This is a genomic window from Aeribacillus sp. FSL M8-0254 (genome assembly GCF_038008845.1).
Lineage (GTDB): Bacteria > Bacillota > Bacilli > Bacillales > Aeribacillaceae > Aeribacillus > Aeribacillus composti.
Genome location: NZ_JBBOZY010000001.1, coordinates 3,446,566 through 3,468,623, shown reverse-complemented (window position 1 = coordinate 3,468,623; position 22,058 = coordinate 3,446,566). Strand labels below are relative to the sequence as shown.

Below are 22,058 nucleotides of genomic sequence, written 5' to 3'. Positions count from 1 at the left end.
TAGCTAAACGTCGTTGAGACCAAATTTGTAACTGAGAGCAATTTTTTTGCGTGATAATATTTTTATATTATAATAATTATAACTTAATAATAGATAAAGAGGTGTTTCCCATGTCTATTTATCAATTTGAAGTAGAAAAAGCAAACGGCGAAAAAGTTTCTTTAGCAGAGTTTAAAGGAAAAGTGCTCTTAGTGGTGAACACCGCTAGTAAATGTCGATTTACATACCAGTTTGAAGAATTGCAAAAGCTATATAAAAAATTTCATGATCAAGGTTTTGAAATACTAGGATTTCCATGCAACCAGTTTGATCAACAGGAGCCGGGAACAAGCGATGAAGCAGCTTCTTTTTGCCAATTAAATTATGGCGTCACATTCCCGATGTTTGCAAAAATCGACGTGAACGGAAAAAACGCTCATCCATTATTCGAATATTTGAAAAATGAGGCGCCGTTCCGCGGATTTGATGAATCGAATACGGCAGAAAAGCTATTAAAAATCAAACTAACAAATGAATACCCTGAATGGCTGGTTGGCAACGATATTAAATGGAATTTTACAAAATATTTAATTGATGGAAACGGTCAAGTCGTGAATAGATATGAACCATGGGACGAACCGATTGATTTTGAGCAAGATATTCAGAAATTATTGAAAAACTAACTTCCGGTTGAATTGTTTTTTCATTCGACCGGTTTTATTTTTATGTATAAGGATGCTAGCAAGAAGCTGCTAGTTCTTTTGCCTGTTTCGTACTTAGATCAACATGTAAAAAAGAATTTATGAATTTTAATGTTCAAGCAGATTTCCCCTTTTCCATTGAAAATAAGGAAGGGGGTTATTTATTTTTCAGTAAAGAGCTTTGGTATTTAATATGAAGCGCGTCAATTTACAGTACCTTGTCAGCCGGCTGGCGATGGGGATTTTTGATGTAAAATTAGCGTGAAATCAGCGGCCGTACTACCGGATCTATATTTGTTATTGCCTTACATGTTACAAATGGAAAATAAATTGGCAGCCCCTCTTTTACAAACCTTTTTAAAAAAACATATAATATGTTTATACAGTTCTAAATTTTCCAAAGGGTATGGCAAAAATGGGGATTTGGTTACAGTAAGCGTCTGCACTGCAAAGACTGAAACAAATCACATAACTCTTTTTTTTCGTTTTGTATCAAAATTTAAAGTCCGAGGTTTTAAGCGGTTTATTTGGTTCGTCAAAACAAAGGGGGAGTAAAAATATGGAGCTTCGCAAGCAAAATTATGAAATCATCCCGATTATCGTCGATGTTCCGTCTAATTTAAGAACGATCAACTTTTTTTTAGTGAAAGCAAAAGAATCCCTTGCTTTAATAGATGCTGGTTTGGATCATGAGGCTTGTTGGAATGCATTGTTGGAAACGCTGCAAAAAAACGGGTTGGCTTTGCATGACTTAACCGAAATCATTTTAACTCACAACCATATAGATCATGTCGGATTAGTGAATCGAATCATTGCGGATCACCCCATTCAAGTTTATGCCCACAAAAATGCGATCCCGCGCTTAAAGAGAGACCGCCAATTTCTTGAGATGAGGGTGGAGTTTTTTTCTAAATTATATGAGGAAATGGGATGTCATGAAGCAGGGAGAAAGCAGGTCGATTATTTAAAAGAATCGATTGTGAAAAACAGAAAACTTGCTATCCGAGCAGAGATCATTCCAGTCGAGAGCAGCCATTTGGATTTTCAAATTATCGAGGTGCCCGGACATGCTCCGGATCAAATTGCGCTGTATGATCCAAAGCATCGTTGGATGATCTCGGGTGATTTGCTGATTCAGCATATATCCAGCAACGCACTTGTCGAACCCGATTCTTTTGGACGGCGGATGCCGACTTTACTCCAGCATAAACATTCTTTAGAGAAAGTTTCGGATTTGCCTCTCGATCTCGTATTTCCGGGACACGGCGTATTCATTCAAGACCCGAAAGATTTAATAAATAAAAGATTAAAAGGGATTGAGAAAAAAGCAGAAAAAATTATGAATCTCATTTTAAACGGGGTAACAACCGCGAGCGGTCTAGCCCAAGCCTATTATGGAAATAAGTATTCGGAGCAGTTTTCGCTTGTGATGTCTGAAATTATAGGACATCTAGATTATTTAGAATTCAACGGAAAAATTAGAAAGGAGATGGAAAAAGGAGTTTGGCATTATTCCATTAATAAAGAATAATAGAAGGTTTTTGATTGGCTGTTGACGATGAAAATTTTTTCTTGTATTTCGCAAGCTGCAAAAGTAACAAAGTTTCATTGTTTGCAAGCATGATACTAATTATTGAGGTATGAGGAATGATGGGAAGAAAAAGGAGAAAAGATGCACCTTTAATTAAAAATATTGCAGAGCACAAGGAGTGGCAGAAAAAAGATCGTACTCGGACATCTCTTACTCTTTTGCAGAATCAGGAAAAAATCCGCCAAAACACGAAGTTTTATTATGATCCAGAAAAAGATAAAAAAGATATAGAGCATTATTACAAAAATGTCATCGGAAAAGAAATCAAGGGGCTGAACCTATTTTACCATTATCATAAACTAGTGAAAAAAACACATAAAAATCAGCTGCCGTATTTTATATGCAAAGATCATTATTTGTATACGTGGGTCGATTTGCAGCCGGATGGAACAGTGAAAAGCATCTATTCTGGCGAAAAAAGCGATCCTAGCCGAATCATACAAGAAGATTTCGAAATAATTCAAAAAAGATATGAGCAATTTCAAGCTCTTTTAGAAATAGTCAGCAAAAAGGACGTTTCTTTATTGAAAAAGATGAAAAGCATTGACTTGCGTTTAAAATATAATACAGAACATATTGTTCCGCAGTCTTGGTTTCATGCACGGGAACCGATGAAAAGCGATTTGCATCATTTATTTGTTTGTCATCCGGAGTGCAATGTCAAACGATCCAATTATCCTTTTCATGATTTTTCTTTTTATCAGCCGGAATCGCCAAAAGAAAAAATCCGCAATCGCTGCGGAGTTGTCAAAGACGGCCGATTCGAACCGGAACATGGCAAAGGTGCTGTTGCGAGAGCAATGATGTATTTTTTATTGCGATACCCGAATGAAATAAAAAAAAGCAGCCTTAAACAAATTAATCTTTCTTTACTGATTCACTGGCATGAATCGTTTCCCGTTTCTATTTATGAAAAGCATCGGAACCAATCGATTTATTATATACAGGGAAACCGCAATCCTTTTATAGACTTTCAAGAGTTAGCGTATAAAATAAAGTTTCCGTTTCGTATTGGATCATGTGGCGTCTAGGAATCGTGAAATCATAGACTATAGGAACATACTTAGAGCACCTCGTTTTGCAAAATAATCACAAGAAGAGCCGTTCTTTCGAAATGTCGATTGTAAAGTTCCTGATTTTTTTACTTAACTCTGAGCTAAAATTTCAAGAAGCTCTTTCCATACAAGATGACGGTCAATGGCAGCTTGCGGTCAGAAGCATTTCGGATTTTGGTTGTCCCTGTTTTTTTGCAACCTGCTGATCCATAATGGTTGCTGGTCGGCGATTTATAATGAAGAACAGCCGAATGTTCGTTCGTTTGAAAAATTGGCTATATTTCTGTCATTCAGAACTCCCTAGTTTCGAGAAAAACAAGGGAGTTTTTGTTGCATATGCTTATAATGATTGACTTTTTCCCTTAGGCAACGCTTCACTATCTGCTTGCTCTTGTTTGTTCGTAACTAAAGTACGATCATTGATATTATATTTGAAATACGTTACTTTTGATTTTGTCACATCATAAGTGTGAACACCAGAATTCGGACCGAAAGAACAAAGACACATGGTTAATTCCCCCTTGTAAATGCATGAACGGCTTCGCGCTGAATTTCTGATAATCTTCTGCTGAGCTCATCTGATTCACTGCTTCGAAGATTTTGTTCTAATTGCTTTAACAAGTTCATTATTTGATCAACAGATTGTTGATCATGACCACTTCCATTCTTCGGATTACTAATGTTATTGGCATTGTTCATATCTCGGAGCACTTTATAAGGCTCGCGGTTTAACAGAAGACTAGTCACATCAGGTCGTGAATAATGTCCGATGGCATCGTGCCAATGTGCCATATCAGCAATTAATTTCATATCAACTTCAGCGTACAAAATACCTTCCTTTCCTTTTAAAGGACCGGATAATATGGAACCACCGGGTGCGATAATCGCCGTCCAGCCCCCTCCAGGCTTTATCCACTCTTTTTGATAATCAGTCTGTGTTAACTTTTCCACATTGTCCTTGTCGACTGTACTTTGACAATTGATAACAAAACATCCGCCTACTTGAGCATGATAACGCGCAGATAGTTCAGTAGACATATCAAATAATGTATCCCAACCCGTTATACTTGAAAATCCTACCCATACGGCACAATGCAGCTGGGAGCGTTGTGCGATAAGGGAATGACGTACCAAATCCATAGTATGCTCCCAGCAGACCAGCCCGCTCATTCGTCCCAGCTCTGTGTCATAAACATTTAGATAACTTCCATCTCCCATGCCCCAATGAACACGCTCAACATGAGTCGGCATCAATTTCCTGTGTTTGCCAAAAATTTTCCCTTTATTATCAATAAATAAAATTGTGTTATAGCATGTTTTTCCGTCGCGCTCTGAAATACCAATAACGACATGTATATTATGTTTTCATGCAGCTTCACATAAAGCATCAGTTGTTTTACTAGGTACTTCTACAGAATTGAGAAACCATTCCTTAAATAGTTCATGATACCACATTGGTGTTCCTAACCAGATGTGATACGGATAGCCAGGAATATAAGATTCAGGCAATACAACTAATTGAGCCCCTTGTTTCGCCGATTCTTCAATTAACGAAATTGCTTTTTCCAAGCATTTTTCCCTGGCATATAAAATCGAAGAGGCTTGTACGGCAGCAACCGTAAATTTCTCATTTAAAAAATCGCTCATCAGCTAATCCCACCCCATAGAATTTTTAATTATAAGAATAATTAGAATATAAAGTAAATTTTATTTGAGTTCAATAAAAAAATTACGTTTTTTATACGAATGAATAATAAGAATTTGTATTATGATTTCATACATCTTTCCTTAATTTGTGATAAAATATGGATTTTCTATAATTATATTTTAAAATTTAGATAAAATTTTAAATATTTTTCATTATGTTTCTTTTATGAAATTATAAATAACATTATGTAATTGTGTTAGTATATTAGCTGATTCCTAACAAGACGGTTAAGAAGAGCTCGTACATCCAAGGACATTCGATTTTACAGTAAGTGTCAAACGAATCCCGTCTTATCTTTTCCGGATGGACAGGTTTTTCGTCGCTATTGATTACAAGCGACTGGGCAAGATCTTTGACCTTGTACTTCTTTATATTCTAAATCCTTGTTGGGAAGTCTATAGATAAATTAAATAAGTAATTGGATTTGAATCCATTTACTTGATGCAGCATCGATTTCGGAACGCCTTAATGCCTGAAAATGGATTTATCAGAAGGGAGGATGTCATTCGTTCAGAAGGTGTCTTTAATATTTGATAATAACGAGAACAGATCCGTTCATCCCAAAATTGTAAAGCGAAAATTCAAAAAAAGGAATGAAAGCGTAATCAATTTTAGGAAAAGTGGCCTAAAATTGTGCTTAGAAAGGAGGTACAAATGCTACTAGACATTCGAAGCAATTGTCTTTTGAAAGAAGTAATCAAAAATCCAAACATTAGTAGCAATGAACTTGCTCAAAAATTCAACTTGAGCAAGAGACAGATCAATTATAGTTTTTCCAAGATCAATGATTGGCTTTATGAACAAAATTTCCCTCAGATTGAAAGGACAAATCACGGCTATTTTGTTGTAGATCCGAGTTTACTAAAAGTATTGAGTGAAAAGGAAAATACTCAATCAGTCGATTTTTATGATTTATCGAAACTGCAGCGCGTCCATTTCATTATATTGATGATTTTAACAAGAATGGATGCCTTATCGTTGGCTCATTTCACATCTGAACTAAAAGTGAGCAAGAATACCGTTATTGACGATTTGAAAAAAGTAAAGGATATTGTCGAACAACACGGCCTTGAATACAAGTATTCAAGAAAATATGGATACGTCATTGAGGGAGACGAATTTCAATGCCGGAAACTGTTAATCTCTATCACGAACAGCATCTGGACAGCAGATCAAGGAAAAGAAAAGATCATTCAGATTTCGCAATTATCTGTAGATGAGTTAGAGGAATTTAAAAATCGCCTCGAAAAAGTGGAGGCATCGTTAAATCTGAAATTTACAGACGAAAAACTTGAGTTAATGCCTTATATTTTAATTTTTATTTTAAGAAGAATACGGAAAGGCCATCATATCGGTTCTTTTAACCTTAATTATAATGAGATTTCCGGCACAAAAGAATACTTGGCAACGGAAGAACTTTTGCATGATTTTCCAAATGTTTCAGAGGAAGAACGGCTCTTTATTACTCTGAACTTGCTGACAACGAATGTTTATTGGTCTAAAGAGGAGATTGATAAAGAAATTCCTGAATTAAAAAGCGCGCTAAGTCAAGTGATCGACAACTTTGAAAAAAATACGTTCATTTTTTTGAAGGATAAAGAGCAGCTTCTTCAAAAGCTCGTCCTTCATATGAAGCCCGCCTATTTTCGAATTAAATACAATTTAACTGATACAAATGATGTTCTTGATGATATCAATAAAAATTTCAAGGAATTGCATCATCTTGTTAAAAAATCAGTTAAACCGCTGGAAGATTTAATCGGTTCAGCTATTCCGGAAAGTGAGATTGCTTATTTAACAATTTTAATCGGCGGGTGGCTTTCCAGGCAGGGCGACAATATTAGCCAAAGAATGAAAGCCATAGTTGTCTGCCCAAAAGGAATATCAGTTTCCAGATTGATGTATGGGACGCTAAGAGAACTGTTTCCTGAATTTATTTTTCTTGATTCATTGTCTGTGCGCGAATTCCAACAATATGAAATGGATTATGACATTGTCTTTTCTCCAGTTTATTTGAAAACAAATAAAAAGTTCTTCCTTGTAGATCATTTTATTGGTGCTGAAGAAAAAAGACGATTGCGAAAAGAAGTGATGTCTGACTTATATGGGTTTGTACCTGAAGTAATAAATGTTGAAGAATTAATGGGAATTATTGAAAAGCATGCTGTCATTAAAAATAAAAAAGAGCTTTACAATGCGATTCAAAGCTATATTCACCAAGGCTCTAACAACAAGTTAGAAAATCATTCTATTAAAAATCCGAATTTATGCGATTTAATTACTCCTTCAACGATGATATTCCGCCATTCGGTTCGTAGTTGGGAAGAAGCGATTAAACTGGCGGCACAGCCTTTGCTTAAGGATAAAAGCATTAAAGAACAATATGTTGAAGCAATGATCAGACATTGCCAATCAGATCCTTATTTTGTCATCAGTGAACATGTAGCTATTCCACATGCTTCACCTGATGAAGGAGTAAATCGTTTATCGATGAGCTTATTGAAATTGCGAAAAGGAGTAGCCTTTGAAAACTATCAGTCCATTAAGTTAATCATTGTGATTGCAGCTTTAGATAAAGATCAACATTTAAAAGCATTCATGCAATTAATGAATTTAGTGAGAAATGAACAGGATTTGAATAAAGTATTGAACGTACAAAGCATGAAAGACTTACATGAAGTTCTGAAATTATATGCACAAGAATAAAAGCTCTTTTATTAATGGAGTAGGTGATATACCAGTGATTGATTTGCATTTTGATGAATCTTTGATTTTTTGCGACTTAAAAGCGAAGGATCAGGAAGAAGTTTTGAAAGTAATGGGAAACCATCTTTACGAAAAAAACTTTGTAAAAGAGAGTTTTATAGATGCAATTATTGAGAGGGAAAAAACCTTTCCGACCGGTCTCCCAACTTCCAGTAATATATCTGTCGCCATTCCCCATACGGATTCCGTTCATGTCAATAAAAAGGCGATCAGCTTGGCGATACTAAAAGACGCTGTTGAGTTTGGAATCATGGGGGAGCAGGAGGCAAAAACTCCGGTAAAAATTGTGTTTTTATTAGCGATCGACAAGCAAAATTCTCATTTGAAAATTTTGCAAAAACTGATAAGCATCTTTCAAAACGAGGATGTCATCAAGTTTTTAACAACAGAAAAAAATAAAACATTAATCAAAACAAAAATTATAGAATGTTTAGATTTAAAGGAGATGAATTGAAATGAAGAAAAAACAAGTATTAGTCGCATGTGGTGCTGGAATTGCTACTTCAACTATTGTCAATGATGCGGTGCAACAGCTTTGCAAAGAACATAACATTGAATGTGAAATTATTCAAATAAAAATTACAGAAGTTGGTTCTTATGTGGACACGGCTGACTTATTAATTAGTACAACAATTGTACAGCAGGAGTACCCGTTCCCGGTTATTAATGCACGCGCTTTCTTAACAGGCATTGGACTGGATGAAGTGAAAAAAGAAATTTTGGAAGCGCTGAAAAATTAAACAAACGTTTGATTATTTTGGTAGGGGTTTAAGGAGGGGAAAAATATGCAAGGTTTTGTTGATGCGATACGAGCATTTTTAGATTTAGGTGCAACAGTTATTTTGCCCGTGGCGATTTTTATACTAGGGTTAATTTTCGGACAAAAACCCGGAAAAGCCTTTCGGGCCGGTTTGACGATTGGTGTTGCATTCGTAGGGATTTTCTTAGTAGTTGATCTTTTAGTCAATAATCTAGGGCCGGCAGCTCAAGGAATGGTTGATCGATTTGGAATCGAACTGAATGTTATTGATGTAGGTTGGCCGGCTGCTGCATCGATTTCTTGGGCCTCCCCAATCGCAGCCTTTATCATTCCTCTCGGATTGTTAGTAAATGTTTTGATGCTTGTGACAAAAACGACAAAAACAATGAATGTAGATATTTGGAATTTTTGGCATTACACTTTTACCGGTGCAATTGTATATACGTTATCAGGCAGTATTATTCAAGGCTTAATTGCCGCGGTATTATTCCAAATTGCTTGCTTGAAAATTGCAGATTGGACAGCTCCGATGCTTGATAAATATTTCGGGCTTCCGGGAATTTCTGTTGCAACGGGAAGCACAGTTTCATACGCAGTTCTTGGTATCCCATTGATCCAATTGATTCAAAAAATACCAGGTCTTAAAAATTTAAATGCTGATCCGGAAACGATTCAAAAAAGATTTGGGATCTTTGGTGAACCGATCTTTATGGGGCTAATTTTAGGTGTCGCATTAGGATTATTGGCTGGATATTCTGTCGGAGATACGATCGAAATCGGGATGTCTATGGCAGCAGTTATGGTGTTAATGCCGAGAATGGTGAAAATTTTAATGGAAGGTTTAATGCCGATTTCTGAATCAGCTAGAGAACTGCTTCAAAAGAAATTCGGCGCACAAAATATTTATATCGGGCTAGATGCTGCCGTTGCAATTGGTCACCCGTCCGTAATTTCAACAGCTCTTATTTTAGTACCGATCACAGTAGCAATCGCCATTATTTTACCTGGAAATAACGTTCTTCCGTTTGGGGACTTAGCTACCATTCCTTTCATTGTTGCATTTATTGTCGGTGCTGCAAGAGGAAACATTGTTCATTCGGTAATCGTTGGTACGTTGTTAATCGCCCTGTCACTGTATATGGCGACAGATTTGGCGGTGCTCCATACTGAGATGGCTGTAGAATCTAAATTTAACATGCCTGAAGGAGCGAGCAAAATCTCTAGTATCGACCAAGGTGGAAATATGATCAATTACGTCATCTATAGAATTTTTGCGCTATTCAATTAATAGTCTCCAATATTGCAGCTTGCTGGAGGGATAAAGAAATGAAAGCTTTAGTAAAAAAAGAACTAGGATTTGGGAACTTGGAAATAGTAGATGTGGAAGAACCGAAAGTCGGACCGGATCAAGTCAAAATTTTAGTGAAATACAGCGGAATATGCGGTACGGACATTCATACGTATGAAGGACATTACAAAGTGAAAGCCCCCGTTACGTTAGGCCATGAATTTTCCGGTGTAGTAGCGGAAGTCGGGGAGAATGTAACTGAATTTCAGGTAGGAGATCGGGTAACCTCTGAAACTACTTATTATATATGCGGAACATGTAAATACTGTCAGTCCGGTGATTACAATTTATGCAGCAACAGAAAAGGGCTGGGCACGCAGCAAGATGGAAGCTTTGCAACCTATTTGATTGCACGTAAAGAAAGTGTTCATAAGCTTCCTGAAAATGTAGATTTTCTATCTGCAGCGATGACGGAGCCGCTTGCATGTGCACATCATGCAGTTAAGAAAGCTACGATTCATCAAGGTGATGTCGTTTTAGTACTCGGCCCCGGTCCGATTGGTTTATTAGTCGCTCAAGTCGTAAAAGATTTAGGAGCTAAAGTTATCATAACCGGATTAAGCAATGACAAGCTGCGGCTGGAAAAGGCAAAAGAGCTTGGACTGGATTATGCCGTAAACATTCAAGAAGAAGACGTCAAACAATTAGTCAATGAATTGACGGATGGCTACGGTGTAGACGCAGTATTTGAATGTACCGGTGCTGTACCTGCTTTGAACATGGGGCTCGATTTATTGAAAAAGAAAGGCCAATTTGTACAGGTTGGCATTTATGCAAAATCTGAAATCCCTATTGATATGGAAAAAATTATTCAAAAAGAAATTGTATTTACCGGATCTCGCAGTCAAAAACCAAGCGATTGGGAGCCGTCTTTAGCCTTGATGAATGAAAATAGAGTAAATACTAAAACACTTGTAACACATCAATTCAACATTTCTGAATGGGATAAAGCATACGAAGCAATTAAAAGCGGCGATGCAATTAAAGTTATTTTAACTCCTGTTCATGAATAATCAGTTGTTCCCCACCGCATTTAGCAGGTGGGGATATGTCTAATGTAAGTCTTGGCAAAGGGGAAGAAGTAAAGTATTGACAAACATGTCAATAAGAAGGTGAAAAAATGATTGAGAGCATCATAGATTTTATTCTTGGACCGTATGGGAGAATGGTCAGCGACTTTTATATTGAACATCAATTTATCATAAATTCAATCGTGTTGGCAGTTGCATTTTACAAGCTTTTCAAAAATAAATCTAAAGGTGTTCGTTCGGAGCAAGATATGAAGGTTCATAACGAAAATTAAACCATGTGGGAAAGGGAATAGGAAATGAAAGCGCTAAAACTTTACGGAAAACGAGATCTGCGGTTCGAGGATGCTAGTGAACCAAGGATAGAAAATGAGAACGACGTGATCATTAAAGTAAAAGCAACAGGCATATGCGGTTCAGACATTTCAAGATATGCAAAACTGGGACCTTACGTACAAGGAATGATTTGGGGACATGAATTTTCCGGTGAAGTGGTAGAAGTTGGTCCTTCTGTCTCTCATGTAAAAGCAGGAGACAGGGTTGTCGGCTGTCCTGCTTTATATTGCGGTAAATGTGAAAGCTGCAAAAAAGGGATTTTGTCCCAATGTGAAAGCTTGCATGTTATTGGAGCCTTACAGCCGGGATCCTTTGCCGAATATGTGAAATTGCCTGGTGAAAATGTGCTTTTCATACCGGACGAGATAAGCTATGACTCCGCTGCTTTGATTGAGCCGTCATCCGTTGTCGTACACGGGCTTTACCGGACATCGTTGCAGCCGGGTGACAGCGTTGCTGTCATGGGATGCGGAACTATCGGGCTTCTCGCAGTCCAATGGGCAAAAATTTTTGGAGCAAGTGAAATTTTTGCGATTGATATCGATGATCAGAAATTAAATATTGCCAAAGAAATGGGAGCGGATTTTACGATCAACCCTCTTGAAAAATCGGCATATGATCAAATCATGGAGCTGACGAATGGAAAAGGAGTAGACATTGCTGTAGAATCAGCGGGATCCTCTGTAACATCCGCCCAAGTTTTTTCATTAGCGAAAAAGAGAGGGCAGGTTGTATTTATGGGAATTCCATACGGAGACGTCCTAGTCGAAAGATTTTACTTTGAAAAAATCGTCCGAAACGAATTAACCGTATTAGGATCTTGGAATTCCATATCGTCTCCGTTTCCAGGAAAAGAATGGAAAACGACAATCGATTGTATGAGAACCGGAAAAATAAACGCTGAGGCGCTGATCACACATCGCATCACGTTAGAGGAAGGACCGAAAATGTTTGAAAAAATTTTAGAAAAAAAAGAGTTTATCGGCAAAGTATTGTTTTATCCGGAAATTAGGCTTTAATTTTCAGCCGCTGTTTGAGCTATGTGGAAAGCTTATTCTTGCCATTTGAACTATTGTTGAATGCTTGGAGCTTCGTTTGCAAAATATACAAATGAATAAAAACAGCTGAACAAAGTCTAGCCTTCCTTATTTGGGAGGCATTCAGACTGTCGGCGAATGCTTTCATCCAGCGTCACTGGCCTCGTCCGCTCATGAACTTTTTTGGTTCGATTCGCATCTTCTCTAAAGATCAGTTCCTTGTCTGCCAAGCGTTTTTAAGACAGACTAAGGTGGAAAAAATCGAAATGAATAGACGCTTAAAATGATGGTAGGGCTGTCCAAAAAGTCAGGGTTAACTGACTTTTTGGAGCCATTCATTTGGTACAGTCAAAATATTCCGTTGGAGAGGTGTCCAAGTTAACAGACTTTTTAGAGCCCATTCATTTTAGGGATTTATCGGACAGACCATTTTTTCCTATTCTGTTTAATCCTTCAGAAGTCTTATGAAGGATTTTTCTTATGTTCTCTTTCTGAATTACGTTCTTCAAAAGTTTTATGATGGACATTCAGCACATACAATTGCTTCTTGTTGGACTTCATCGACTCTATGAAGGACATTTACAAATTTTATTCGATTATTTTTGTCCTTCACAGTAGTATTTCTCCCCAATCCTTCATTTTAGGAACCCATCAGACTGTCATTTTTATATAGAGAATTTTGTTTGAATTTGCTCTGTACGCCCCTTGATAACCATCCCTGTCATTATGCAGTATGTCAATCTTTCATTTGTTTTGTCACCATAAAAATAATGGCTCCTTTCAATACATAAGTGCTGCGTTTTGCCTTGCCAATCCATTCAAGAGGTGTTTTTTTGAACAGCTGGATTTCGTGCTTTAACTCTTACCTTTGATTGAAAATTGCCATATCAACCTTGATTTTTATTCTGAATATTTATATTAGCGACGCGGTATAAATGAGATGTTCTTTGGATAGATAATTCAAACGTTGATCATGGATTGTTTAACATTCGATCACAATTGGTAACAGGAATTGAAAAGGGGACATTGAAGAAAAATAACATGGCAATTCAAAAAACTTCCTAGATTTTTTTAAAACAGGAGGCATTGGTTGTGAAAGTTTTTCGTTTTCCAGAAAATCCACTGATTGCTCCAAGCGATGTAAAACCTTTTCACCGTGGACATGAAGTAATAGGAGTTTTTAATGCTGGTGTTGCCCAGTTGAACGGCGAAGTGCTTTTATTGCTGCGCGTTGCTGAGCGTCCTGTCTGTACTGATCCAAATGTCGTGAAAATTTCTTATATCGATTTTTCTTCAGGAAAAGGAAAGCTGAATGAGATGGAATTGCAAAAAAATGACAAAAGATATGATTTTTCTGACCCAAGAATGATTTTTTACAGTGATTCCATGCATAGAGCTGCCTATGTCACATCTTTATCTTATTTTCGGCTTGCCCGCAGCAAAGACGGACGGAATTTCACCATTGATGATAAACCTTTCATGTATCCGGAAACTGAACGTGAAGCATGGGGAATTGAAGACCCAAGAATTACTAAGATTGGTGCATCTTTTTACATTCAGTACAGCGCAGTGTCGCCTGAAGGCATTGGAGTGGGGCTTGCCTCAACAACTGATTTTAAAACATGCAGGCGGCTAGGGTTAATTTTTCATCCTGAAAACAAAGATGTGGCCATTTTTCCTGAAAAAATTAATGGCAAGTACTATGCGCTGCATCGACCTGTACCGAAAGGAATCGGCAGACCGGAAATATGGATTGCTGAATCGGACAATCTTTTATATTGGGGAAATCATCGGCATTTGCTTAGCCTCAGCGAAAAAGGATGGGACAGCTGCCGCATTGGCGGGGGAGCAGTTCCGTTTAAAACCGATAGAGGCTGGTTGGCTATTTATCATGGCGCTGATCAAAACGACTGCTATTCTTTAGGTGCTCTGCTTCTAGACTTGAATGATCCTGGGAGAATGTTAGCTAAGACGGAGGAACCCATTTTAAAGCCTGAAGCGGATTATGAAATGAACGGATTCTTCGGTCAAGTTGTATTTACATGCGGAGCTTTGACGGAAAATGGTACAGTTCGGATTTATTATGGTGCATCGGATCAATCGGTTGCAGGTGCGGAAATTCCTCTTGAAGAAATAATGGAAAAACTTCGCAAACGTTTCATTTGAAATAAGGCATGGCATATAAATAATTTGCTGATCTTTGTAAATGATATAATTGACGAAATACTTTTGTTATGTAAAATAATTAAAAGAATTCTTTTGAAAAGGTAAATAATATGATGAATCCATTTGTAAAATATTTTTCCCCCGTTACACATCATTGTCAAGCATCATTGGAATTGAATATGATAAAACATCAGAAAGTCTTTGCTAGAAACAGAAATGCAAAAGTGTGGAGGGAGCTTTTGTGCGGTTGGAGAAAACGGGCATTAAGTCAAGCGCTAAGCTGCTAAAAGAATTTGAAAATGCTCCTCAGCCGATCAATCCACAAAAGTTAATTTTCAAAGGTGTAGGAAATAGGGACGTATATAATATCTCGGCGCCGTTTTTAGATGATGGGGAACTTGTCATAGCAGGTAGAGTAGAGCCTCGAAACAGCGAGCATTCAGAAGTATATTTCTTTGTAAATCGGGATGGAAAGTGGATTCCGAAAGAAGGAGCGCCGAAATTTCAGCTGCAGGATCCGTTCGTGACGAGAATTGGCGGAGATTTAGTTTTTGGCGGAGTTGAAATTTTTCCGCATCCCACTTTTAAAAGCTCACTTTGGTGGAGAACGCTTTTTTATAAAGGGAAAAATATTGCAGATTTAGAAAAATTCGCTAAAGGTCCTGAAGGCATGAAGGATATCAGAGTGATTGAATTAAAAGACGGATCAATTGGAGTGTTGACAAGGCCTCAAGGCGAGAAAGGCGGTCTCGGCAAAATTGGGTTTATCCGAATACCGACTCTTGATGATCTTAATCCCGAAAATCTCGAAAAAGCCACGCTTTTAGAGGGCCAATTTACGGATGAAGAATGGGGAGGAGCAAACGAACTGCATTTGCTTTCTAACGGTCTGATTGGTGTGCTCGGACATATAGCAAGCAAAGATGAACAAGGGAACCGCCATTATTATCCGATGGTGTTTGTATTAGATCCTGATACAATGAAATTTTCTGATATGGAACTCATTGCAACGAGATCCCATTTTTTGAAAGGCGCTGCCAAGCGGCCTGACCTTGTCAATGTAGTTTTCAGCGGCGGTTTAATCAGAAAAGGGGATGGAACAGCTGATCTATATGTAGGCACCAGCGATGCAGAAGCGCAAAAAATTACCATTGCTGATCCGTTTGTGAAGTATGAAAAATAAGGAAGATTGCAAAATAAGGGGTGACAAATTTCCTTCCCGTTTCTAGGCGGATACGAAAGAAAAGATGTTCGTTGTTTCGGTATCCATCCCCCCTTTTTGATGAGTTTTATTTTATTTTTTCCAAAAGCAAATGGGACAAAGAATGCATGGAAGTGCTGCTTGGGTTGGAAAAACAGCAGGCACTTCATCAGAAGGCATAGAAAAACCATAAAAAAGATGGTAATGGCAGAATAGATTTGAAAAATTAGTTTGTCTAGTCAACAATTACGATACTAGAGTTTTCGCTTTTTTATACCTATTAATGGAAAAATTATTCATTTTTATATTAACAACCCCAAGTATGGTGTGAAATAAAACCCAGATTATCCACACGGAATGGAATAATCTGGGTTTTGCGATTTTCTTAAGCCTTTATTTGTACTTTATCATTCAGCTCTCTATTCGCTCCATCTTTTACAGACCAAATAGCTATGAAGCTGATCAATGCAGCGAAAATAATATAAATGGCAACAGGAATGTAGGAATTGTTAAATTCCACTAATAAAGCGGTTGCAATTAACGGTGCGGTCCCTCCGGCAACTGCAGCCCCAAGCTGATAGCCTAGAGATATTCCCGTATATCGAACTTTGGCCGTAAAAATTTCTGAAATCATTGTGCCGAGAACTGCATTCACAGATCCCCAAATAACGCCTAGGCCGATCACCGTTGCTAAAATTAATAAAAACACCGAATTTTGTTGAAGCATCCAAAAATATGGGAACGCATATAAAATAGTGAGTATAATTCCGCTAATATAAATCGTTTTTCGTCCGATTCGATCTGATAAGCTTCCGACGAGCGGAATGACGATTGTAGCTACGATAGAGCCTATCAGTACAGCATTTAATGCATCTGTATTATCAAAATTCAAAGTTGAAGTGGCATACGATACAATAAACGTACCAAATATATAAAACGGTGCAGTTTCCACGACTTTTGCACCCATCGCAATTAAAACCTCTTTCCAATGGTAGCGAAGAGTGTCTACCAATGGAATTTTAGCAACCTCTCCTTCTTGTTGAGCTTTTTTAAAGGCAGGCGTCTCATCAATTCCTTTTCTAATCCACAGCCCGAAAATTACAAGCAATGCACTTAACAGAAATGGGACACGCCAGCCCCATGACATAAATTGATCATGCGGCAAAAGTGACATAATTGAAAGGGCAAGGGTGCCTAAAATCAATCCTAAAGAAATTCCCATTTGAGGTACACTTCCAAAAAAACCTCTATTATTTTTTGAAGCATATTCAACAGCTAGTAAAACAGAGCCTCCCCATTCTCCGCCAAGAGCTAAACCTTGTATGAAACGCAACAGAGTCAAAAAGATAGGAGCCCAAATTCCGATCACTTGATACGTAGGCATTACCCCCATGCCAAATGTGGCAATTCCCATTAAGCTAAGGGTTAAAACCAATGTTTTCTTTCTTCCTAACCTGTCGCCAATATGGCTGAAAATAATTCCGCCAACAGGTCTGAGGAAAAACGCTAAAGCAAAAGAAGTATAGGCAATTAATAATCCGACTGTAGGGTCTTCATTAACAAAAAACAATTGGTTAAAAACTAATGATGCAACTGTTCCATAAAGAAAGTAGTCAAACCATTCAATCGCACTTCCTACTAAACTGGCAATCAATATTTTCCATTTACCCTTGACCATGGCTTTCTCCCCTTCTTTAAATTTTTCGTTATAAAATCGAATTGTTTAAACGCTTTCATTTTCACGAAGCTTTCAGTTCATTTAGAGCTTTGTCCGCTCCTTTCATTTTATTAAATTTTCTGACAACAGATAAACGGGTCATCTGATGACCGGAAAATAGAAATATCTTTTTTTATATTAACATAAATGACATTTTTGTAAAAAGTATCTTTTTAAAAAAATTCCATTTCACGAATTATTTAACTAAATACGTAAATAAAGCAGATCATCCAACGTCCGATCTGCAAATAAAAACTAGCATCCATGACTGCTGAGTGCTTTAAGAAAACGATTTGATTATTTCAGCACAATCATCAGCAGCGAATGAAATATAACAGAAAAAGCAGTTCATTGCAAAAAGAGTGCGAGCCTCCTCAGCCCGGAGCTAAAGGCTGACCTTAGAACGGCTTGAATGAATCATTATTTATCCAGGTTTCAGCAAGCAGCAGTTTAAGGACTCACATTTTATGTTTTCAAAGAAAAAAAGCGCCTCCGTGGAGAGCGCTTTTTATTTTGAAAAGATTTTTTGGAAAGGAGTGTTTCCGATGGTCAATGTTTGAAATTAGCAATTCACTTTCGCATCACTTCTTGATTTATTAAATTGGGCGGACATAATCCTTTCAGCCCCTTTATTAAATTTTCCGCCGCCAGTTTTGCCATTGCATACCGCGTTTCATAAGTTGCTGAGCCGATATGCGGTAATGTGACGACATTATTCATTTTTAACAGAGGGTGATCTTTCGGGACAGGTTCTTGTTCAAATACATCAAGCCCGGCACCTAAAATGAGTTTGTTTTGGAGCGCGTAAATAAGGTCTTTTTCGTTGACGGTCTGGCCCCTTGAACCGTTGATGAAAATGGCGCTTCGTTTCATCAATTGAAATTGTTTTAGCCCGATTAAATGCTTTGTTTCTGATGTTAACGGCGTCATTAAAATGCCCTACAAATTATATTACAAAATTTATTAAATATTATGATAATTTTGATAAAAAATGCTAATAGTTTGTGGTGAGGGGGACGGAAATGGGGGAAGTTTTAGACTCCAACGAAATGATGAAATTTTTGCCTGAATCTGGGCAAATCTTAAATACTTTGCGAAATCATTTAATTTCAGCTTTAGGTCTCGACAGAGCTAAAGGTTTTTTATTACGGTATGGCTGGGATTGCGGCAATAATTTTTCAAATTCTTTAAGAAGGAAAGATGCTTATCATACGCTGATATTGAAAGAACTGTTTATCGCTTGTTCGCATATGCACGGCATAACGGCTGATTTAGGCATTTCAGTTAAAGAGCTGTATATCGACCCTGTAACAAAAGATTATTATTCAGAAGACTATTGGAAGCATTCACAAGAAGCTGAACACCATATTGCCACCTTTGGATTATCTTCTGATCCAGTATGTTTTACACTAATAGGATTAGCAGGCGGATATGTGAGCAATCAGTTGGGTAGAAAAGTAATTTTTAAAGAAGTTGAGTGTGAAGGAAAGGGTGATCCGCATTGTCATTGGATTGCCAAACCGGTTTTAGGATTGGGGAGAAGAAATCGAAAAAGAGCTGCCTTATTATGAAGAGGAAAATTTAGGACAAGAGCTAGACAAAGCTTTTATAAGGATAGAAAAGCAGAAAGAAATGTTTAAGAAAGCTCTTATGATTAATGAAAAGTTGACAAATTCGCTATTAAACGGGTGTGGACTAAAGGGGATATTGAGTTGAGATGAATTGTGCTCTTCTGCTGGAAAACTCTCACCGTCAGTTGATTGCAGCGAGCGATTCGCTTCGAAAAATTTATTTAAACAGCGCTGATTATGTGAGGGAGAAAGTGGAAACAGTAGATATAAAAGAAAAATGTAATACGAATCGGATAAAAGTTTCTTCAGCAAAAGGCTATACATTTGAAAAATTAATATCTCCTGTTTTTGTAAGAAACAATATTTTGGTTATGTTTCACTAATTCGTGAATCAGAAGGCTTTTCGGAATTGGGCTATATCGTCATTAAAAAGGCGGCATCCATTTGTGCTATGCAAATAATAAATGAAACTTCTGCGTTTGAAAACGAACAACGAATTAAAAGAGAATTGCTGAACGCCGTTTTTAGGGGGGAATTTTCAGAAGAGGAGCTTACTTACCGATTAAAATTAATGGGATACAATCTTAATCAACCGCAATATGTGTTTTTGTTTCATCTGGACAGCAGCCAAGAGTTTAATCGAAAAGAGCTTGAAGATTCGCTTAATCATGATAAAACTGCAGCAGCTGAAAGCTTAAATAAATTGATCAAGCAGCAAGGTTTAGCATGTATAATGACAACAAAAGTCAATCAGCTGATTGCTGTTATCCGTCAATTTTCATCTGAAGTTTCATGCGGGCAATGGCTAATTGATCAGATTTTCTCCGAGATTAAACCTTTTGAAATGAAATTGGGGATCAGCAGTTTATGTCAGCAAGCATCAGATTTGAAAAAAGGATTAAAAGAAGCAGAAAAAACAATTAAGATTATGAAGTTTTCTAAAAGCAATGCGAAAGTCAAAGCATTTAAGGAGCTTTTAGCGGTTGTGAAGTTAATATGCTCTGAAAATTTACCAGAAATGGAAGCCTTTGCACATACAATGCTTCAAAAAATAAAAAACTACGATGACAAGCATGGCTCAGATTTATTAGAAACGCTTTATTGGTATGTTGAAAATAACGGACATCTATATAAAACAGCCGAAAGAATGCATGTTTCATTAGGGTCTGTACGTTACCGACTGAAGAGGATCCAAGAAATAGGCGGGTTTGATTTATCGTCAAGCCAAGGCTTCTTTGATGTTTATGCTGCGGTCAATATGTATCTTTTCTTAGGGCTCATTGAAGTCAAAATGAAATAAAGCGCAAGTTTTATAATCATGACAATTTGTCCAATAAACTCTACTCCCTCTTGCACGCTCAGGCTGCTTCAGAGGATTTTCATCAGAAAATACAATCCATTCAGGAAATTTGCAAAAATAATTATCCGATTTTTTAAGTGAACGCTATTTTAAAAATTTTACAATGGGTTTATGGTGCTAGGAACGTTTTTTCTACACGGTGGAGAAAATAAACCCCAATACTTTTTAAATGGGGGAATTTACCCCATAGCCATCAAGTTAAGAATTTGATCTTTTTTCAGCGCCAAAAACATGGTATCCTTTCTAACGAAAATCATCGTTGGAAAGGATTATTTTTTGATGGCAAAAAAGATGAAGGCATGGATAAAAACGATTCGTCAACTCTTCTCCTCTGAAGAACTGACCCGTCTGGCACGGAAAGTCGGATTCATTCAGCGGCAGCGTTCATTAACAGCGGAAGCCTTTCTGACGCTATGTGCTTGGGGAGACGGATCGCTCGCCTGTCAGTCGCTTCAGCGGTTGTGTGCCGATTTGGCGCTCTGGCATGATTGCTCTCTCTCGAATGAAGGACTGAATCAGCGGTTTACGCCTCGTGCCGTGGCGTTTTTAAAAGAGGTCTTTTTTACTCTCCTGATGCATCAACGTCCGGCACTCTCTTCCATCACCGAGACGTATCGCGCTTGTTTCACCCGTCTGCGGATCTTAGACTCTACCAGTTTTTTACTTCCGGCCGACTATGGTGAGGACTATCAAGGTTCGGTTTCATCTGGCGCCAAAATCCAATTTGAGTATGAGCTGTTATCGGGAACCTGTCTTCAGCTGTGCGTCCAACAGGCCAATGATTCCGATGCCCGTTTTGCTTATCATACCCAGCACACGATTTTACCGAATGACCTTTGCATTCGGGATCTGGGGTTTTTTTCACTCGCCACGCTGGCGGAGATCGATGCTCGAGGTGCTTATTATATTACCCGGTTGCGTTCCGATATCAAAGTCTATATCAAACAGGACGGGGAGTGGCACGAATGGGATTGGGAATCGATAGGAAATCGATTGGGCGAGGGGGAAGCCGTGGAAGTGGAACACGTGTATATCGGACACCAACGCCTGTATGTTCCGCGTCTGATTTTTCGCCGTCTCACGGCGGAAGAATGGGAAAAACGGCTGACGTATGTGCGGAAAAAGGAAAAAAAGAAAGGGAAGGCGCTGTCACGCCAAACCCTTGAACAAAAGAAATATCACATCTTACTGACCAATTTACCACAAGAATCGTTTGATGCGCAACAAGTTTATGAGCTGTATTCGCTGCGCTGGCAAGTGGAGCTGTTATTTAAGGGCTGGAAATCCTTATTTGATCTTGACCGTGTCAAAAAGATGAAGAAGGAACGATTCGAATGCCACTTATATGGGACATTGATTGCCATTTTAGTCACGCAGACTCTTCTGTTCCAAGCCCGAAGGTATTGGCATCAACGGGAGGGAATCGAGATCAGTGAATGGAAAGCGCTTAATATCCTCCAATCGTATTGGCATCGGTTTCTTTTGCATCCCCAAGCGATGGAAACCGCCCTTCCATCTCTCCTATCTCTGTTAAGGAAACACGCGAGGAAAGACCGAAGGAAAGGAGAGGAAACGGTATCGGATCTTTTAAAGAAATTGGGGATATGGTAGTGTGGGTCATGGATATAAATGCCAAATAACCCTCTTCTTGAGGGTTATTTGGCATGCCCAGCATTTGGTTTTCTCTTCATCCTTTGATTGATTTTTCGAACATGCGTATCATCCTAAAAAATT

18 protein-coding genes and 2 pseudogenes are annotated in these 22,058 nt (G+C 37.9%); 16 read left to right on the top strand and 4 right to left on the bottom strand.

The genetic code is table 11. The annotated features are described in order from the left end of the window. Window positions 1-110 precede the first annotated feature (110 nt). From NSQ44_RS16765 to NSQ44_RS16755, 3 genes are all read left to right on the top strand, one after another. Window positions 111-662, top strand: coding sequence for a glutathione peroxidase (locus NSQ44_RS16765; RefSeq protein WP_340857735.1), 552 nt, complete (start codon window positions 111-113; stop codon window positions 660-662). 577 nt (window positions 663-1,239) lie between these two features. Then, window positions 1,240-2,211 carry an MBL fold metallo-hydrolase gene (locus NSQ44_RS16760; RefSeq protein WP_340857734.1) on the top strand — a complete coding sequence of 324 codons (972 nt, stop codon included), beginning with the start codon at window positions 1,240-1,242 and terminating at the stop codon, window positions 2,209-2,211. Window positions 2,212-2,327: 116 nt separating this feature from the next. Then, window positions 2,328-3,302 carry an endonuclease I family protein gene (locus NSQ44_RS16755; protein WP_340857733.1) on the top strand — a complete coding sequence of 325 codons (975 nt, stop codon included), beginning with the start codon at window positions 2,328-2,330 and terminating at the stop codon, window positions 3,300-3,302. A gap of 364 nt (window positions 3,303-3,666) precedes the next feature. Here the strand turns inward: NSQ44_RS16755 and NSQ44_RS16750 are convergent, their stop codons facing one another. Together NSQ44_RS16750 and NSQ44_RS16745 are read right to left on the bottom strand one after the other, a co-directional pair. Continuing rightward, window positions 3,667-3,834: a hypothetical protein gene (locus NSQ44_RS16750; RefSeq protein ID WP_157727840.1), complete on the bottom strand. Its 168-nt coding sequence runs from the start codon at window positions 3,832-3,834 to the stop codon at window positions 3,667-3,669. Between the two features lie 2 nt (window positions 3,835-3,836). After that, window positions 3,837-4,973, bottom strand: a pseudogene (locus NSQ44_RS16745) (carbon-nitrogen hydrolase family protein). Window positions 4,974-5,688: 715 nt separating this feature from the next. Here NSQ44_RS16745 and NSQ44_RS16740 point away from each other — a divergent pair. The 9 genes from NSQ44_RS16740 (at window position 5,689) to NSQ44_RS16700 (ending at window position 15,658) form a co-directional block, all read left to right on the top strand. Next, window positions 5,689-7,740 (top strand): BglG family transcription antiterminator, encoded by a 2,052-nt coding sequence (locus NSQ44_RS16740; RefSeq protein WP_340857732.1) that lies wholly within the window; start codon window positions 5,689-5,691, stop codon window positions 7,738-7,740. 34 nt (window positions 7,741-7,774) lie between these two features. After that, on the top strand, window positions 7,775-8,254 hold the full coding sequence (locus tag NSQ44_RS16735; protein ID WP_082829602.1) for a PTS sugar transporter subunit IIA: 480 nt from the start codon (window positions 7,775-7,777) through the stop codon (window positions 8,252-8,254). Window position 8,255: 1 nt separating this feature from the next. Further along, the gene (locus tag NSQ44_RS16730) at window positions 8,256-8,540 is read left to right on the top strand and encodes a PTS sugar transporter subunit IIB (RefSeq protein ID WP_063388867.1); all 285 of its coding nucleotides are present in this window, start codon (window positions 8,256-8,258) and stop codon (window positions 8,538-8,540) included. Window positions 8,541-8,585: 45 nt separating this feature from the next. Further along, window positions 8,586-9,848 (top strand): PTS galactitol transporter subunit IIC, encoded by a 1,263-nt coding sequence (locus NSQ44_RS16725; protein ID WP_340857731.1) that lies wholly within the window; start codon window positions 8,586-8,588, stop codon window positions 9,846-9,848. Between the two features lie 38 nt (window positions 9,849-9,886). Continuing rightward, entirely contained in the window at window positions 9,887-10,921 is a 1,035-nt protein-coding gene (locus NSQ44_RS16720; protein WP_063388865.1) for a zinc-binding dehydrogenase, read from the top strand. 107 nt (window positions 10,922-11,028) lie between these two features. Further along, the gene (locus NSQ44_RS16715) at window positions 11,029-11,211 is read left to right on the top strand and encodes a hypothetical protein (protein ID WP_066251194.1); all 183 of its coding nucleotides are present in this window, start codon (window positions 11,029-11,031) and stop codon (window positions 11,209-11,211) included. A gap of 24 nt (window positions 11,212-11,235) precedes the next feature. Beyond that, window positions 11,236-12,291 (top strand): galactitol-1-phosphate 5-dehydrogenase, encoded by a 1,056-nt coding sequence (locus tag NSQ44_RS16710; protein WP_340857730.1) that lies wholly within the window; start codon window positions 11,236-11,238, stop codon window positions 12,289-12,291. 1,110 nt (window positions 12,292-13,401) lie between these two features. Next, entirely contained in the window at window positions 13,402-14,475 is a 1,074-nt protein-coding gene (locus NSQ44_RS16705; protein WP_340857729.1) for a BtaManbiosPhlase, read from the top strand. A gap of 241 nt (window positions 14,476-14,716) precedes the next feature. Beyond that, entirely contained in the window at window positions 14,717-15,658 is a 942-nt protein-coding gene (locus NSQ44_RS16700) for an MTP-1 family protein (protein ID WP_063388861.1), read from the top strand. A 403-nt stretch (window positions 15,659-16,061) separates the two neighbouring features. On the opposite strand, the gene NSQ44_RS16695 is transcribed toward NSQ44_RS16700, so the two are convergent. Together NSQ44_RS16695 and NSQ44_RS16690 are read right to left on the bottom strand one after the other, a co-directional pair. Continuing rightward, window positions 16,062-17,354 carry an MFS transporter gene (locus NSQ44_RS16695; RefSeq protein ID WP_340857728.1) on the bottom strand — a complete coding sequence of 431 codons (1,293 nt, stop codon included), beginning with the start codon at window positions 17,352-17,354 and terminating at the stop codon, window positions 16,062-16,064. 609 nt (window positions 17,355-17,963) lie between these two features. Next, window positions 17,964-18,326, bottom strand: a pseudogene (locus NSQ44_RS16690) (NAD(P)-dependent oxidoreductase); the annotation flags it as partial. 89 nt (window positions 18,327-18,415) lie between these two features. Here NSQ44_RS16690 and NSQ44_RS16685 point away from each other — a divergent pair. The 4 genes from NSQ44_RS16685 (at window position 18,416) to NSQ44_RS16670 (ending at window position 21,935) form a co-directional block, all read left to right on the top strand. Next, complete coding sequence (locus tag NSQ44_RS16685) at window positions 18,416-18,964, top strand: V4R domain-containing protein (protein WP_340857727.1); 549 nt, start codon at window positions 18,416-18,418, stop codon at window positions 18,962-18,964. A gap of 146 nt (window positions 18,965-19,110) precedes the next feature. Next, window positions 19,111-19,347 carry a hypothetical protein gene (locus tag NSQ44_RS16680; RefSeq protein WP_340857726.1) on the top strand — a complete coding sequence of 79 codons (237 nt, stop codon included), beginning with the start codon at window positions 19,111-19,113 and terminating at the stop codon, window positions 19,345-19,347. Between the two features lie 26 nt (window positions 19,348-19,373). Further along, window positions 19,374-20,264 carry a PucR family transcriptional regulator gene (locus tag NSQ44_RS16675; protein WP_340857725.1) on the top strand — a complete coding sequence of 297 codons (891 nt, stop codon included), beginning with the start codon at window positions 19,374-19,376 and terminating at the stop codon, window positions 20,262-20,264. Between the two features lie 339 nt (window positions 20,265-20,603). Beyond that, window positions 20,604-21,935 (top strand): IS4 family transposase, encoded by a 1,332-nt coding sequence (locus tag NSQ44_RS16670; protein ID WP_044899035.1) that lies wholly within the window; start codon window positions 20,604-20,606, stop codon window positions 21,933-21,935. Window positions 21,936-22,058: the final 123 nt, after the last annotated feature.